16 protein-coding genes are annotated in these 13850 nt (G+C 73.1%); 9 read left to right on the top strand and 7 right to left on the bottom strand.

Translation table 11 applies throughout. The features are described 5' to 3' along the window. Positions 1 to 10: 10 nt before the first annotated feature. The 5 genes from ACQP2Y_RS41715 to aroA all read right to left on the bottom strand — a co-directional run bounded on the left by ACQP2Y_RS41715 (position 11) and on the right by aroA (position 5354). The gene (locus ACQP2Y_RS41715) at positions 11 to 781 is read right to left on the bottom strand and encodes an ATP-binding protein (protein ID WP_433721842.1); all 771 of its coding nucleotides are present in this window, start codon (positions 779 to 781) and stop codon (positions 11 to 13) included. Between the two features lie 145 nt (positions 782 to 926). Next, on the bottom strand, positions 927 to 1793 hold the full coding sequence (locus ACQP2Y_RS41710) for a hypothetical protein (RefSeq protein WP_433732294.1): 867 nt from the start codon (positions 1791 to 1793) through the stop codon (positions 927 to 929). Between the two features lie 70 nt (positions 1794 to 1863). Beyond that, positions 1864 to 2679 (bottom strand): histidinol-phosphatase, encoded by an 816-nt coding sequence (gene hisN / locus ACQP2Y_RS41705; RefSeq protein WP_433721841.1) that lies wholly within the window; start codon positions 2677 to 2679, stop codon positions 1864 to 1866. Between the two features lie 327 nt (positions 2680 to 3006). Next, positions 3007 to 4059, bottom strand: a complete 1053-nt coding sequence (gene rsgA / locus ACQP2Y_RS41700) for a ribosome small subunit-dependent GTPase A (RefSeq protein WP_433732292.1) — start codon at positions 4057 to 4059, stop codon at positions 3007 to 3009. A 2-nt stretch (positions 4060 to 4061) separates the two neighbouring features. Then, a complete protein-coding gene (aroA, locus tag ACQP2Y_RS41695) occupies positions 4062 to 5354 on the bottom strand; it encodes a 3-phosphoshikimate 1-carboxyvinyltransferase (RefSeq protein ID WP_433721840.1) in 1293 nt (430 codons plus the stop codon). Positions 5355 to 5422: 68 nt separating this feature from the next. Between aroA and ACQP2Y_RS41690 the strand changes: the two genes are divergently transcribed. From ACQP2Y_RS41690 to rsrA, 5 genes are all read left to right on the top strand, one after another. Further along, entirely contained in the window at positions 5423 to 6112 is a 690-nt protein-coding gene (locus ACQP2Y_RS41690; RefSeq protein ID WP_433721839.1) for an SOS response-associated peptidase, read from the top strand. Between the two features lie 230 nt (positions 6113 to 6342). Then, the gene (locus tag ACQP2Y_RS41685) at positions 6343 to 6738 is read left to right on the top strand and encodes a WhiB family transcriptional regulator (RefSeq protein ID WP_433721838.1); all 396 of its coding nucleotides are present in this window, start codon (positions 6343 to 6345) and stop codon (positions 6736 to 6738) included. Positions 6739 to 6749: 11 nt separating this feature from the next. Further along, positions 6750 to 7352, top strand: coding sequence for an alpha/beta hydrolase family protein (locus ACQP2Y_RS41680; RefSeq protein WP_433721837.1), 603 nt, complete (start codon positions 6750 to 6752; stop codon positions 7350 to 7352). Between the two features lie 71 nt (positions 7353 to 7423). Continuing rightward, positions 7424 to 8257: a sigma-70 family RNA polymerase sigma factor gene (locus ACQP2Y_RS41675; RefSeq protein ID WP_433732290.1), complete on the top strand. Its 834-nt coding sequence runs from the start codon at positions 7424 to 7426 to the stop codon at positions 8255 to 8257. Beyond that, complete coding sequence (gene rsrA, locus ACQP2Y_RS41670; RefSeq protein WP_433721836.1) at positions 8254 to 8541, top strand: mycothiol system anti-sigma-R factor; 288 nt, start codon at positions 8254 to 8256, stop codon at positions 8539 to 8541. The genes ACQP2Y_RS41675 and rsrA overlap by 4 nt, the downstream gene beginning before the upstream one ends. A 69-nt stretch (positions 8542 to 8610) precedes the next feature. Here the strand turns inward: rsrA and ACQP2Y_RS41665 are convergent, their stop codons facing one another. Continuing rightward, the gene (locus ACQP2Y_RS41665; RefSeq protein WP_372433306.1) at positions 8611 to 8685 is read right to left on the bottom strand and encodes a 50S ribosomal protein bL37; all 75 of its coding nucleotides are present in this window, start codon (positions 8683 to 8685) and stop codon (positions 8611 to 8613) included. 134 nt (positions 8686 to 8819) lie between these two features. Here ACQP2Y_RS41665 and ACQP2Y_RS41660 point away from each other — a divergent pair, with 134 nt between their 5' ends. Beyond that, entirely contained in the window at positions 8820 to 9035 is a 216-nt protein-coding gene (locus ACQP2Y_RS41660; RefSeq protein ID WP_360833583.1) for a biotin/lipoyl-binding carrier protein, read from the top strand. Here ACQP2Y_RS41660 and ACQP2Y_RS41655 read toward each other — a convergent pair. Further along, positions 9025 to 10653 carry a tetratricopeptide repeat protein gene (locus tag ACQP2Y_RS41655; protein WP_433721835.1) on the bottom strand — a complete coding sequence of 543 codons (1629 nt, stop codon included), beginning with the start codon at positions 10651 to 10653 and terminating at the stop codon, positions 9025 to 9027. The genes ACQP2Y_RS41660 and ACQP2Y_RS41655 overlap by 11 nt on opposite strands. A gap of 196 nt (positions 10654 to 10849) precedes the next feature. Here ACQP2Y_RS41655 and ACQP2Y_RS41650 point away from each other — a divergent pair, with 196 nt between their 5' ends. The 3 genes from ACQP2Y_RS41650 to ACQP2Y_RS41640 are packed head-to-tail and all read left to right on the top strand — an operon-like array spanning position 10850 to position 13827. Next, positions 10850 to 11884, top strand: a complete 1035-nt coding sequence (locus tag ACQP2Y_RS41650; RefSeq protein ID WP_433732288.1) for an SIS domain-containing protein — start codon at positions 10850 to 10852, stop codon at positions 11882 to 11884. A 39-nt stretch (positions 11885 to 11923) separates the two neighbouring features. Beyond that, positions 11924 to 13468: a sensor histidine kinase gene (locus tag ACQP2Y_RS41645; RefSeq protein ID WP_433721834.1), complete on the top strand. Its 1545-nt coding sequence runs from the start codon at positions 11924 to 11926 to the stop codon at positions 13466 to 13468. A 38-nt stretch (positions 13469 to 13506) separates the two neighbouring features. Continuing rightward, positions 13507 to 13827 carry a hypothetical protein gene (locus ACQP2Y_RS41640; RefSeq protein WP_433721833.1) on the top strand — a complete coding sequence of 107 codons (321 nt, stop codon included), beginning with the start codon at positions 13507 to 13509 and terminating at the stop codon, positions 13825 to 13827. Positions 13828 to 13850: the final 23 nt, after the last annotated feature.

The raw sequence follows: 13850 nt of genomic DNA, 5'->3' as shown, positions 1-13850 counted from the left end.
GTTCCGCAATCTACCCGCGCGCGTGGCCCGCCAAGCCTGTGCTGGGCAGTTGGCCGGCGGACTCGCCGGCGTCCAGGACGGCCCACACGACCTTGCCGTCGTCCAGCGGCAGGCTGCCCCAGCGCTGCGCCACCGAGTCGATCAGCAGCAGGCCGCGGCCGCCGTACGAGGTCACCGGCACCGGGCTGCCGGTGAAGCGGGGTACGTGGGTGGAGTGGTCGCGGACGGCCACCGACATGCTCTCGCCGCGCAGGGCGAACAGCACCGTCATCGGGGTGTGCGCGTGCGCGACCACGTTGTTGACCATCTCGGTGATCACGATGCAGGCGGGGCCGGCCAGGTCGGGCAGGTCCCAGCGGGCGCACGCCTCGGTGACCAGCTCCCGCGAACGCCGGGCGGCGCCGACGACCGGCTCGAGCTGGGCCCGCAGGAAGCGCCGCGGCTCCGGGGCACCGAGGGCGGCGATGGCCTCCTCGGGCGTCGGCCAGACCGGCAGACCGGTGTCGCGCCAGGCCGAGGCGCCCGGGCTCGCACTCAGCAGCAGGTGACAGCCCGGCCAGTCAGCGGCGTCCCGGGCGAGGTCGGTCAGCACGGCGACCGCGTCGGGCGCACCGGCGGTGAGCTGCCGGACGTCGACCACCAGGGCCTCGGGCTGATCGGCGAGCAGCCCGAGCAGGCAGGACCGCACGCGCGGGGCGGTGGCGGCGTCGAGCACCCCGGTCACCCGGACGACCGCGTAGGCCTGCCCTGTGTCGACCTGGTGTCGGACCTCGCTCGCCATGATCGCTCCATTGTGCCTAACGCGTGTGGGCTTCGCATTCCGGCACGGGGCCGCCCACGGGTGCGTTGCTTCCGGGTATCTGCACTATTCGGGGCAGAAGGGCATGGGTCTGAGACGTACCCCGTGCGCGCCGGCTCATGCACGCTCATCGGCCGGCGGGATGCAGCCGCGCGCCGTCCGGGCGCCGGCCCGAGGCCGCGCGGGCCGTGGCGTGGTGGTGCTGAGGCTCGGCGTAGCGGGTCATCGCGATCACCGCGCCGAGCGTGACGACGAAGCCGACCGCGGCCAGCCACTCGCGGCCCGGATGGATCCGGTCGCCGAGCAACAGCAGCCCCACGATCGCCGCCGGCACCGCCCCGGCGGCGTCCATCGCGGCCACCGCCGCTGTCGTGGAGCCCCGCTGCATGGCCAGGCCGAGCAGGAGCTGGCCGACGATCGAGTGGGCGACGAGCAGATACAGCAGCGGGTTGCTGCAGTAGCCCCCGAACGACTGCTCCACGGCCAGCGGGCGGGCGGCGATGGCGGCGGCGGAGAAGGCGATGCCGGCCAGCGAGCCGAGCGCCACCGAGCCGAGGGCGCCGTGCAGGCGTACCGCGAAGAAGCCCAGGATGCCGATGACCGCCACCGCGACGGCCAGGCCGACCACTCCGGCCGTCCCCAGCTGACGGGAATGGGCAGGCTGGGCGGACAGGACCAGGGCGGTGATGCCACCGAGCAGCAGCACGAGCAGGGCGACCTCGGCCACGGGCAAGGTCCACTTCAGCACCAGGACACCCAGCAGCGCCGTCACCCCGAGACCGGCGGCCACGCTCGCCTGCACCAGGAACAGCGGAAGATCACGCCGGGCGATGAAGGCCAGCACAAAACCCAGGACCTGACAGACCAACCCGAGCAGATACGTACGGTGACAGGCGAGGCGGACCAGCAGCTGCGGGTCGAAGGTGTGATGCACCGTGGTGCGGGCCGCGGCCATCGACTGCAGCAGGTTGGCGACCCCGTACGCGGCAATCATCGCGGCGAGGTAGAACCAGCCCGGCGACATCACCCGGCGAGAATAGACCAGCTTCGGCGCCGCCCGGAGACTAACGGTGCGTCGAGGGCACCCCGGCCGCCAGCCGCCCGAGAATTTCGTCGTGCAAGTGACCGTTGGTAGCGATGGCACTCCCGTCCCCGGGCGCCCGCTCACCCGCCAGATCGGTGAACGAGCCACCGGCCTCGGTGACGATCGGGATCAGGGCGGCCACGTCCCACAGCGACAGCTCAGGCTCGACCATGACATCCACGGCGCCCTCGGCGAGCAGCATGTAACCGTAGAAGTCGCCGTAGGCCCGGCTGCGCCACGAGTCCCGCATGATCTGCAGCATCGGCTCCAGCCGGCCGGCCTCCTCCCAGCTCGGCAGGCTGGCGTAGCAGAAACTGGCGTCGGCCATCCGGCGCACGGCGGACACGGAGATCCGGGCGGCGGCCCGCTGGTGCTTACCGGCCCAGGACCCGTGGCCCAGCGCGCCCCACCAGCGGCGGCCCAGCGCGGGAGCGGAAACCAGCCCGGCGACCGGCCGCTCACCCTCCAGCAGGGCGATCAGGGTGCCCCAGACGGGCACTCCGCGGATGAAATTCTTGGTGCCGTCGATCGGGTCGATCACCCAGTGCCGGTTGCCCTGCCCGGCCGGCGGGGTCGACATGCCGAACTCCTCACCGAGCACACCGTCGCGCGGGCGGGCCCGGGCCAGGGTCGCGCGGATCGCCTGCTCGACCGCCTTGTCGGCGTCGGAGACCGGGGTGAGGTCCGGCTTCGACTCGACATGCAGGTCCAGGGCCCGGAACCGGGCCACGGAGATCGAGTCCGCGGTGTCGGCGAGCAGGTGGGCGAGGGCGAGGTCATCGGCATACGAGGCCATGCGGGCACGCTAGCCGATCACCCCGCGCGCCCTCACCGGGCCGCGCCGCCTCCCCGGGCCGCGCCGCCTTCCCGGGCCGCGCCGCCTTCCCGGGCCGCGCCGCCTCCCCGGGCCGCGCCGCCTCCCCGGGCCGCGCCGCCTCCCCGGGCCGCGCCGCCTCCCCGGGCCGCGCCGCCTCCCCGGGCCGCGCCGCCTCCCCGGGCCGCGCCGCCTCCCCGGGCCGCGCCGCCTCTGTGGGCCGCGGCCCTCCCGGCGCCGCGCCGGATCGCCGGGCCGCCTCGGGCCGCGCCGTCGGGTCGCCCAGCCCCAGGGCCGCCAGGCCCGGCGCTACTCGCTCTGGTCGCGCGAGTTGTCCTCGCCGGCCCGCGAGCTCAACAGCCGGCGGTACGACGCCAGCCGCCGCGGGTCGGCCTTGCCCGCCGCCACCCAGGCGTCCAGCTTGCAGTCCACGTCCGCGGCCGTGTGGCCGCAGTTCGGCGGGCAGTCCACCGTGCCTTCGACCAGGTCCGGGAAGCCGTGCAGCAGACTCTCTGCACTCACGTGGGCCAGCCCGAAGCTGCGGATGCCCGGCGTGTCGATGATCCAGCCGGGGTCGCCCTTCTTCTGCACCCGGGGGAGCCGCAGCGCCACCGCGCTGGTCGAGGTGTGCCGGCCCTTGCCGATCGCGCTGACCACGCCGACCGCTCGCAGCGCGTCCGGCACCAGCCGGTTGACCAGCGTGGACTTGCCGACGCCGGAGTGGCCGACCATGACGGAGATGCGCCCGGCCAGCCGGTCGCGCACCTCGGTGAGGTCGCTCTCCGGCTTGACCAAAACGTACGGCAGGTCCAGCTCGGCGTAGTAGTCGAGCACCGCGGCCGGCCCGGCCAGGTCGGCCTTGGTCAGGCACAGCAGCGGCTCGACGTCCGCGTCGTACGCCGCCACCAGGCAACGGTCGATGAAGCCGGTGCGTGGCGGCGGGTCGGCCAGCGCGCTGACGATGACGAGCTGGTCGGCGTTGGCCACGACGACGCGTTCGAGCCGGCCCTCGGGGGTGGTGTCGTCGTCGTCCGCCGTGCGGCGCAGCACCGAGGTGCGTTCGGCGATGCGCACGATCCGGGCCAGTGCGCCGGGGGCCCCGGAGGTGTCGCCGACCAGGGCGACCCGGTCGCCGACGACGACGGACTTGCGGCCCAGCTCGCGGGCGCGCATCGCGGTGATCAGCTCGTCGAGGTGCTCGGCGTCCTCCCGAATGCAGCCGTACCGGCCGCGGTCCACGGTGATCACGAGCGCGTCGATGGCGTCCTCGTGCTTGGGCCTGGTGCGGGTACGCGGACGCGAGGACCGCCCCGGTCTGATCCGGACGTCGTCCTCGTCGTACTCGCGCTTCTTGCCGGGCAGCTTCAGCTCCCTGTCACGAGGTCGGCCCAGAGCTCGGGGAACTCCGGCAGGGTCTTGGAGGTACACGCTACGTCGGTGAGCCGGACGCCCTCGACGGCGAGTCCCAGCACCGCCGCCGCGTGGGCCATCCGGTGGTCGGCGTACGTCTCGAGGGTGGCCGCCTGCAGCGGTCCCGGGGTGATCTCCAGGCCGTCGGGGTGCTCGACGACCTCCGCGCCGATCTTGCGCAGCTCGGTGGCCAGCGCGGCGATCCGGTCGGTCTCGTGGCCGCGGATGTGGGCGACGCCGCGCAGCTCGCTCGGCCCGTCGGCGAGCGCGGCCAGCGCAGCGACGACCGGCGTCAGCTCGCTGACCTCGGACAGGTCGGCGCGCAGGCCGTGCAGCGCGCCGGTGCCCCGCACGGTGAGGCCGGTGTCGTCCTGGGTCACCTCGGCGCCCAGTGCGGTCAGCAGCTCGCTCAGCCGGCCGACCGGCTGCCAGCTGTCGCGCGGCCAGCCGGCCAGCGTGACGGCGCCGCCGGTGACCATGGCCGCGGCGAAGAACGGCGCGGCGCCGGACAGGTCGGGCTCGATGTCCCAGGTGCGTCCGTGCAGCCCGCCGGGCTCGACGGCCCACACGTCCGGCACGCCCTCGTCCACCGTCGCGCCCGCGGCGCGCAGCATGTGGGTGGTCATCCGCAGGTGCGGCGCGGAGGGCACCGGCGGGCCCTCGTGGCGCAGCACGAGCCCCTTGGCGAAGCGGGGCGCGGAGAGCAGCAGCCCGGAGACGAACTGGCTGGACCCGGAGGCGTCGATGACCGCCTCGCCGCCGGTGACCAGGCCGGTGCCGCGGATCTCCAGCGGGAGCCCGCCGGTTTCCGAGGCGTCGAGGTCGACGCCCAGCGTGCGCAGCGCCTCGACGATGGGACGCAGCGGCCGGTTGCGGGCGTGCGGGTCGCCGTCGAAGGTGACCGTGCCGTCGGCCAGGGCGGCCACCGGCGGGGCGAAGCGCATGATCGTGCCGGCCAGCCCCACGTCGACCCGGGCCGGTCCGCGCAGCGGGCCGGGCTCGACCCGCCACACCTCGTCGGCCGTGGTGTCGACCGCGACGCCCAGGGCCCGCAGCCCGGCGGCCATGAGCGTGGTGTCGCGGGCCCGCAGCGGGCGGCGGATCTCCGACGGGCCGTCGGCGAGCGCGCTCAGCACCAGGGCCCGGGCCGTCATCGACTTGGAGCCGGGCAGGGCGACCGTGGCCGTGACCGGCCGGCTGCTGACGGGGGCCGTCCAGGGGCGTGCTTGAGCTGTCACGGCCCCCATTCTGCCGTTCGGGTACGACAGCTTGCGCGGGGCAACACGATCGGCGCGCCGGGCGTAGGGTCGGCGCTATGTGTGGGCGGTACGCGACGACGCGGAGCGAGGCCGACCTCAGCCTGCTCTTCGACGCCACGAGCGTCACGGAGGCGCTGGGGCCGAGCTGGAACGTCGCTCCCACCGATCCCGTTCCCCTGGTGCGCATGTCGCAGCGGCACGGCGGCCGGGTCGTGGACTCCGCCCGCTGGGGCCTGGTCCCGCCGTGGGCGGACGACCCGCGCACCGGCGCCCGGATGATCAACGCCCGGGCCGAGACCGTGGCCACCTCGCGGGCCTTCGCCCCGTCGTTCGAGCGCCGCCGGTGCCTGGTCCCGGCCGACGGCTGGTTCGAGTGGGTGCGCGACGGAAAGACCAAGCGGGCGTTCTACATGACCCCGCGCGATTCCTCGGTGCTCGCCTTCGCCGGCATCTGGACGATGTGGCGCGAGCAGTTGCTGACCTGCAGCGTGCTGACCACTGCCGCGCTGGGCGGGCTGGCCGAGGTGCACGACCGGATGCCGCTGATCCTGCCGCGGGAGCGCTGGTCGCAGTGGCTGGCCGGCGGCGGTGAGGCGCCCGCTCTGCTGCAGCCGATGTCGCCCGCCGAGCTCGAGGCGATCGAGGTCCGCCCGGTCCGTCCGGACGTCGGAAACGTGCGCAACAACGGCCCGCATCTGCTGACCGCTCCGGAGCCGGAGAAGCCCGCAGAGGTGACCCTGTTCTGAGCGACGAAATGCGATCATTCCGGGTGTCCGAATTGCCGCTTCGCTGATAAGCGCGAAGCGTTATACCCCTATATGCAGGGGTTCTTCACTGGAAACTTTGTTGCGAGATAGATAAGACCCTTGTTCTGATCTTCCTCCGTGCGATAGAAACCAGCGCCGGTGTGATGTCGATCCGTACGGTGCGGACCGCCCATCACGGCTTTACCGGTACCCACGGGGGAGGTGGGCTGATGACACGTGCTCGAATGCCGCGTCCACATGAGGTCGCCATTGCCAGGCGCGACCCAAGGTTGCTCAGCGCGATCGAAGACCGTCGCAGTGATGAAGCGTGGCGCACCCGCGGCGCCTGCCGCACGGTCGATCCGGAAACGTTCTTCCCGGCTCCGAACGAGCCGTCCGAGAGTGCGGTCGCACTCTGCGGCAGCTGCGATGTCCAAGGGCCGTGCCTGGCTTGGGCCTTGCAGGTGGGCGACTGCCACGGCGTCTGGGGCGGGACGACACCACGCGAACGGCGGGCGATGCTGGTCGCCTGGCGCGAGCGGGTGCAGCCGGACGGCGAGGAAGTCGACGACGGACCGGACGAAGAAGATCGCCGCCTGCTCACACTTGTGCCGGTGAGCCGCTAGACATAGGAGTTGTGCACAGCTTCTCGATCGACACACCGCGCGGGCCGGCGGGGGTCCGGATCACGGACCCCGCCGGCCCGTCGCTCTGTCAGCTCGTCCTCGGCCACGGCGCGGGCGGTGACGTGGACGCGCCCGATCTGACCGCGGTGCATGACGCCGCCGTGGCCGCGAGCGCCAGGGTCGCGCTGGTGACCCAGCCGTACCGCGTCGCCGGGCGTCGTGCGCCCGCGCCGGCCGGCCACCTGGACGAGGCCTGGACGGCGGTGGTGGCCGAGATCGCCGACGGCGGCCTGCCGTTGATCCTGGGCGGGCGCTCCAGCGGGGCCCGGGTGGCCTGCCGGACGGCGGAGCAGCTGGGCGCGGCCGGGGTGCTGGCCCTCGCCTTCCCCCTGCATCCGCCGGGCAGGCCGGAACGCAGCCGCGCCGATGAGCTGCCGGTCCGCATCCCGACCCTGGTCGTCAACGGCGACCGCGATCCTTTCGGCGTGCCCGAGCCGGGCGGCGTCGTGGAGGTCGCCGTACGCCCCGGCGCCGTCCACGATCTGCGCCGTGATCTGCCCGGCACCGCCGCGATCGTGGTCGCGTGGCTGCGGGCGCACAGGTGGGCCCGCTGAATCCGGAATGCGGGCACCCTCGCCACCGTTACATCACCCGGAAGGCTGTACGTCGGAAGGGGTACCCCAAAGTGCAAGCCGGAACCGGATTCGTCCAGCGCGGCGGCCCGCAGGTGCGCAAGGTGCAGCAGCTGCTGCACGCGCCCGAGTGGCCGGCGGCTGTCACGGGGCCCGTCACATCATCGGTGAGCGTCACATCACCGGCGGTTTTTGAATCTGTTGACGGGGCACTACCCGTATCCTCGGCGGGGCGGTCGAGGGGAGACGTGCGGGTGACGCCAGCAGAGCGGACGGAAAGAAGCGAACGCAGCGAGAAGACCGAGGAGCGCCGGGCGCGCTTCGAGCGGGACGCGCTGCCCTTCGTGGACCAGCTTTACGCGGCCGGCCTGCGCATGACGCGCAACCCGGCCGATGCCGAGGACCTCGTGCAGGAGACCTTCCTCAAGGCGTTCTCCGCGTTCCACCAGTTCGAGGAGGGCACCAACCTCAAGGCCTGGCTGTACCGCATCCTCACGAACACCTATATCAACTCGTACCGGCGCAAGCAGCGGCAGCCCGTGCAGGCTCCCACCGAGGAGATCTCGGACTGGCAGCTCGCCTCGTCCGAGTCGCACACGTCCGCGGGTCTGCGTTCGGCCGAGACCGAGGCGCTGGACCGGCTGCCCGACAGCGACATCAAGGACGCGCTGCAGCAGCTGCCCGAGGAGTTCCGGCTGGCCGTCTACCTCGCCGATGTCGAGGGTTTCTCGTACAAGGAGATCGCCGACATCATGGGCACGCCGATCGGCACGGTCATGTCCCGCCTGCACCGCGGCCGGCGGAACCTGCGCAAGCTGCTCGAGCAGTACGCCGTCGACCGGGGGATCACCCGCACCTCCGGCACGCCCGCCGCACAGGAGGCGTGAGCGACGTGAACGACGAAGCCCAGAAGACCGACTGCAGCGTCGTGATCAGCGAGGTCTACCTGTATCTCGACCTGGAGTGCAGCGATGACCGCCGGGAGCTGATCCAGCGGCACCTCGACGACTGCTCCGACTGCCTGCGTGAGTACGGCATCGAGCACGAGGTGAAGGCGCTCGTCGCCCGCTGCTGCGGCGACGAGACGGCACCCAAGGAGCTGCGCGAGCGGCTCCGGGTGAAGCTCAGCGAGTACGTGGTCGAGGCGGAGAGCCACGAGTTCCTGCCCTGACCCGCGGGGACGTCGGACGTGAAGAAGGGCCGGTGGCGTGAGCTACCGGCCCTTCTCGCTGTCCACGGCTCAGGAGTTGGGACGCTTGCCGTGGTTGGCGGCGTTCTTCTTCCGGGCCTTCTTCTTACGAGACTTCTTGGCCATCTCGATCTCCGTTCGTCCTCGCGGTCAACCCGCCGATGGTAGACGGCCCGGCCCGCACGCCCCGTATGCCCCCGCGGCCGGACCATGATTGGATACCGTCACCGGAGCAGCGCCGCGACGAGGAGGACTACCCCATGGCCGACGAGATCCGAGCCGAAATGGTGGCCAACGTGTGGAAGGTCGTGTCCGCCGCCGGTGCCGAGGTCGAGGAGGGCGACACCCTGGTGATCCTCGAGTCGATGAAGATGGAGATCCCGGTGCTCGCCGAGTCGGACGGGGTCGTGGCCCGGCTCGCGGTCAACGAGGGTGACGTGGTGCAGGAAGGCGACCTGATCGCCGTCATCGAATAGGGCGGCCCGACAGCCAGCGCCGCAGACGACCACCGCGGCGGCGCTGACGGGGCAGCACCGGCGCCGCGTGATCCTCCTCGGCGCGCACCACTTCCGCGGCCCGCAGCCGTACCTCCGCGGCCAGCTCCGGGGTTGCCAGCGCGAGCTGCGCCACCGACCAGGCCAGCGGCTGCCGCGTAGCGGTGATCTCCGTCAGCCGGCGGGTGACCAGCTCAGCGACGTCGGCCCGGGCCGACGGCTCCACCCAGGCGGCCGTGACCAGGGCGAAGAGCGCCGCCTCGGTGATCTGGTCGGTGCCCGTGGTGGCCAGCTCGACCAGCAGGCGGCGGCGCACCGATCCGGCCCACGGCTCGTCCGTGCGCTGGTGCAGCAGCCCCAGGCAGGCCCAGACCTGCGCGCAGCGGGTCCACAGCGCCGGGTCGTGGGCGGCCAGCGCCTGTCCCACCTCGTTGTCCGGGGCCGCCGGCGGGTGGGCGATCAGGGCCAGCAGATCCTCCGGCTCGACCAGGACCAGCCCGAGGGCCGCGTCGTAGGCGGCCGGCGGGTGCGGCCACAGCGGGTGCGCGACCCGGTGCAGGCGTTCCACCGCGGCCTCCGTCGGGCGGCCCGCCACGAACGGCTCCCGGGCCGGGTCCGGCGCTGTGCCGGGCGCGGACGGCACCCGGCTGAGCCAGGGCTGGTCGGCGCAGCAGTCGGCCAGGTCGGCGTGCTCGTGGGTGTCGTCGGGGTGGTCGCGCTGGAAGTCGGCCAGGCGGATCAGGTGGGTCAGGTCGCCGTCGGCGCGGTAGCGCAGCCGGTGCGCGGTGTGCACGGCGCAGTCGAACTCGGGGTCCTTGGCCAGCGCCCGGTCGGCCCAGGCCAGCGCGTCGTCCAGGCGGCCGTGGTCGGCCAGGGTGCCGGCGATGTCGGCGTACACCGAGAGGTCGTCGGGGTCGTACATGACCGCGCGGCGCAGGGCGGCCAGCGACTCGGGGATGCGGTCCGCGCTGCGGTAGGCGTAGCCCAGCCAGATCTCGGCCAGCTTGGACGGCCGCAGCCGGGCGCCGCGCACGGCCCACTCGACCGCCAGGGTGGGCTCGCCGAGCCGGCGGGCCAGGGCCGAGCCGGCGCCGAGCAGCATGGCCTGCTCCGGGTGTGCCTCGACGGCGTGCCGGACCAGCGTCAGATACGGCAGCAGGGACTCGCGGCCGGCCTCGGGGGCCGGGTCGCCGATGGTGGTGCACAGCTGCATGACGATCTGCGCCAGCAGCCCTGGCTCCATCCGGGCACCCAGCGCGGGGTCGCTGACCCAGGGCACGCCCGCCCAGTCGACGCCGGGTGTGTGCCCGCTGGCCGCGACCAGCAGCGGCAGCCCGTCCTCGGGGCGGCCGGCGGCGGCGAGCAGGTGGGCCCGGGCGACCACCGTGCCGACGAAGGCGTGCTGCTCCAGCGGGAAGAGCTCCAGGCCGCCGTCGGCGCGGGCGGCCAGCCGGCTGAGCAGCTCGTGGGTCTCGGGCAGGGTCGGCGCGTGCGCGATGGCGCCGGCCAGGTGATCGGCGGCGTGGTGCATCTCGCCACGCTCGAGGGCCGCGCGGGCCTGCTCGAGGTCGCGATCGGCGGAGCGCCGGGGGTCTTCCATGGCCACGCCTTCCTCGCATGGCACGCCGTGTGCCACCGACGCGAGCCTAGGCGACGATTCTCGACATGTCAGGCCGCAATCCATGCGCATCTGTGCTCGAAACGTTGCGTTTTCCGGCTCAAAAGTGCAAGACTGCGCACCGATCGAGCTGTACCGCGCATGAGGGGGAGGACCAGTGACGCAGCGAGGCCAGGGAATGGCGGCCGACATCGCAGAGCAGCCGGGAGGTTACGCACGGCTGCTGGAGGGAGAGTCCGCGAAAGCCATCGCGGATGCCGCTGCCCGGGTGGCCGAGCGGCGCCCGCGCCACGTGGTCTTCGTCGGCCGCGGGACCTCCGACCACGCCGCGCTCTACGCCGCGTACCTGACCGAGATCCGGCTCGGCCTGCCGGTCGGTCTCGCCTCGCCCAGCGCCATCACCCTCTACGGCGCCCGTCCCGACCTCAAGGACGCGCTGGTCGTGGGGGTCAGCCAGAGCGGCGGCTCGCCCGACCTCACCGAGGTGCTCAGGGTCGCCCGGGACAGCGGCGCGCTGACCCTCGCGGTGACCAACAACCCCGCCTCCACGCTGGCCCAGACCGCCGAGCTCTCGGTGGATGTGGCGGCCGGGCACGAGCGCGCCGTCGCCGCCACCAAGACCTACACGGCGGAGCTGTTCGCGCTGTTGCTGCTGGTCGAGGGCATCCGCAACGGTGACGGCACCCTGCCCGCCGAGGAACGCGCCGCGCTCGAGAAGCTGCCGCAGCTCGCCGAGGACGCGCTGGGCGATCACGGCGCGGACGAGCTGGCGCAGCGCTACCGCTTCGCGTCGCGCCTGGTCACCACCGGCCGGGGGTACGCGTACCCGACCGCCCGCGAGACCGCCCTCAAGCTGATGGAGACGTCGTACCTGCCGGCCCTGGCCTTCTCGGGCGCCGACCTGTTGCACGGGCCGCTGGCGATGACGGATCCCGACGTACCGGTGCTCGCTGTTGTCGGCACCGGGCCCGGCGGCGCCTCCATGGCCGACGTGGTGACCCGCCTGGGTGAGCGACGCGCCGACGTCGTCACCGTCGGGGCCACCGACATCCCCGGCGCCGCCGGCCGGCTCGCCGTCCCGGCGGTCGACGAGCGCTATGCGCCGCTGCTCGACATCCTGCCCCTGCAGCGCCTGGCCCTGGCCCTGGCGCTGGCCCGTGGTGAGGACCCGGACGCGCCGCGCGGCCTGAACAAGGTCACGTCCACGCTCTGATCGTGACGGCCCGCAACATGGGCATGGCAGGCTTGTGCGGTGTCCACGCTGCGCGATCTCGCCGAAGAACACACCGGCCTCGGTCCTGACGACATCGACCACCTGACCCGGCTCGCCGGCGACTGGCAGTTGCTGTCCGACCTCTCCTTCGCTGACCTGCTGCTCTGGGTGCCGCTGCGGGGTGCGGAGGGCCCGCGGGAGTTCCTCTGCGTCGCCCAGGTCCGGCCCAACACATCGTCGACGGCGTACCAGGACGACCAGGTCGGCAAGAAGGTGGGCGGCCCTGAGGTCGCCCACCTCGACATCGCGTTCACCCAGGGCCGGATCTGGCGCGAGGGCGACCCGGTCTGGTACGGCGACACCCCGGCCCGGCACGAGGCGATCCCGGTACGGCTGCGCGGCGCCGACGAGAACATCGAGGTCATCGCGGTGATCGGCCGCGACACCAACCTGTCCACCGCGCGCACCCCGAGCCAGCTGGAGCTCAACTACCTGACCACGGCCGACGACCTGGCCCAGATGGTCGCCGACGGCACGTTCCCGCCACCCGCGCACCCGGGCGAGACCACGTCCGCCCCGCGCGTCGGCGACGGGCTGATCCGCCTCGACGCCGGCGGCAAGGTCACCTACGCCAGCCCGAACGCGCAGTCCGCGTACCGGCGGCTCGGTTTCAACGCCCACCTGGTCGGCGAGGAGTTGTCGGTGCTCTCCAGCCGGCTGGCCGCCGACCCGCTCGAGGGCACCGACGCGGCGGAACGCATCCTCACCTCCTTGCGCGGCGAGGCCCCTCCCCGCAAGGAGGTGGAGGCCCGCGGCGCGACCGTGCTGATCCGGGCCCTGCCGCTGATGCCGGCGGGCGTGCCGATCGGTGCGCTGGTGCTCGCCCGGGACGTCACCGAGGTCCGCCGCCGGGACCGGGCCCTGATGACCAAGGACGCGACGATCCGCGAGATCCACCACCGGGTCAAGAACAACCTGCAGACGGTCGCGGCGCTGCTGCGCCTGCAGGCCCGGCGGGTCAACGCCCCGGAGGCCCGGGTGGCCCTGCAGGAATCCGTACGGCGGGTGGCCTCGATCGCGCTGGTGCACGAGACGCTGTCCATGTCGAGCGACGAGGCGGTCGACTTCGACGGCATCGTGGACCGGGTTGCCACGGCGGCCACCGAGGTCGCAGCCACCGAGATCACGGTCAAGATGCGCCGCGAGGGCACGTTCGGCGTACTGCCGGCGGAGATCGCCACCTCGCTGGTGATGGTCCTCAACGAGCTGCTGATCAACGCGGTGGAGCACGGCTTCCCGGCGCCCGACGAGGACGCCCCGGCGCCCGAGCCGTCGCTGACCCCGCCGGCGCCGACCGGCGAGGTGGTGGTCTCGGCGCACCGGTTCCGCAAGCAACTGCACGTGACCGTGGCGGACAACGGCCAGGGCCTGCCGGACGAGTTCCACGCCGACGCGAGCGGCCGGCTCGGCCTGCAGATCGTCCGCGCGCTGGCGACCGGTGAGCTGCGCGGCAGCATCGAGCTGCGCAACCGGGCCGGCGGCGGCACGGAGGCCGTCCTGGTGGTGCCCCTCGGCAAGCGCTGATTCCTGCGGGCTTTGCCCGGCTGTGTGAAGATCGTTCAATGGGCGTCCGTAGTGAGGTTCTTCGATTTGTCGAGTTGGGCCCCCTGCCGTCCGAAGCGGACGACTCCGAGGCCGGCGACGCGGCCTTCGGCGAGCTGGAGAGTCGTCTGTGTGCCGTGCGGTGGCCGGTGAGCGACGAGGAGGCCCGGTTGCTCGTACGCGGTTTCGGCGACGACGAGTGTTTCGGCCTGGCCTGGCGGCTGTTGCAACTGGTGGAGACCGCGCCGACCCCGGTGCCGTCCGTGGAGCCCGCGGCGGGCGCCAACGAGTGGCTGCGGCTGCTGTGGCACCGCCAGCACGACGCCGCCCAGGACCTCTGACTCACGGTGTCCGCCGCCACACT

The sequence above is a fragment of the Actinoplanes sp. CA-051413 genome, from assembly GCF_050955795.1.
Lineage (GTDB): Bacteria > Actinomycetota > Actinomycetes > Mycobacteriales > Micromonosporaceae > Actinoplanes.
The sequence above is the reverse complement of the archived record's forward strand: the minus strand, read 5'-3'. Positions and strand labels throughout refer to the sequence as shown.

What these genes read in the sequence shown, in the direction of transcription:
- ACQP2Y_RS41715 (WP_433721842.1), bottom strand. Translation starts at nt 781, where the DNA reads ATGGCGAGCGAGGTCCGACACCAGGTCGACACAGGGCAGGCCTACGCG.
- aroA (WP_433721840.1), bottom strand. Translation starts at nt 5,354, where the DNA reads ATGGGGGCCGTGACAGCTCAAGCACGCCCCTGGACGGCCCCCGTCAGC.
- hisN (WP_433721841.1), bottom strand. Translation starts at nt 2,679, where the DNA reads ATGGCCTCGTATGCCGATGACCTCGCCCTCGCCCACCTGCTCGCCGAC.
- ACQP2Y_RS41650 (WP_433732288.1), top strand. Translation starts at nt 10,850, where the DNA reads ATGGCGGCCGACATCGCAGAGCAGCCGGGAGGTTACGCACGGCTGCTG.
- ACQP2Y_RS41710 (WP_433732294.1), bottom strand. Translation starts at nt 1,793, where the DNA reads ATGATTGCCGCGTACGGGGTCGCCAACCTGCTGCAGTCGATGGCCGCG.
- ACQP2Y_RS41685 (WP_433721838.1), top strand. Translation starts at nt 6,343, where the DNA reads ATGACACGTGCTCGAATGCCGCGTCCACATGAGGTCGCCATTGCCAGG.
- ACQP2Y_RS41640 (WP_433721833.1), top strand. Translation starts at nt 13,507, where the DNA reads ATGGGCGTCCGTAGTGAGGTTCTTCGATTTGTCGAGTTGGGCCCCCTG.
- ACQP2Y_RS41660 (WP_360833583.1), top strand. Translation starts at nt 8,820, where the DNA reads ATGGCCGACGAGATCCGAGCCGAAATGGTGGCCAACGTGTGGAAGGTC.
- ACQP2Y_RS41655 (WP_433721835.1), bottom strand. Translation starts at nt 10,653, where the DNA reads ATGGAAGACCCCCGGCGCTCCGCCGATCGCGACCTCGAGCAGGCCCGC.
- ACQP2Y_RS41690 (WP_433721839.1), top strand. Translation starts at nt 5,423, where the DNA reads ATGTGTGGGCGGTACGCGACGACGCGGAGCGAGGCCGACCTCAGCCTG.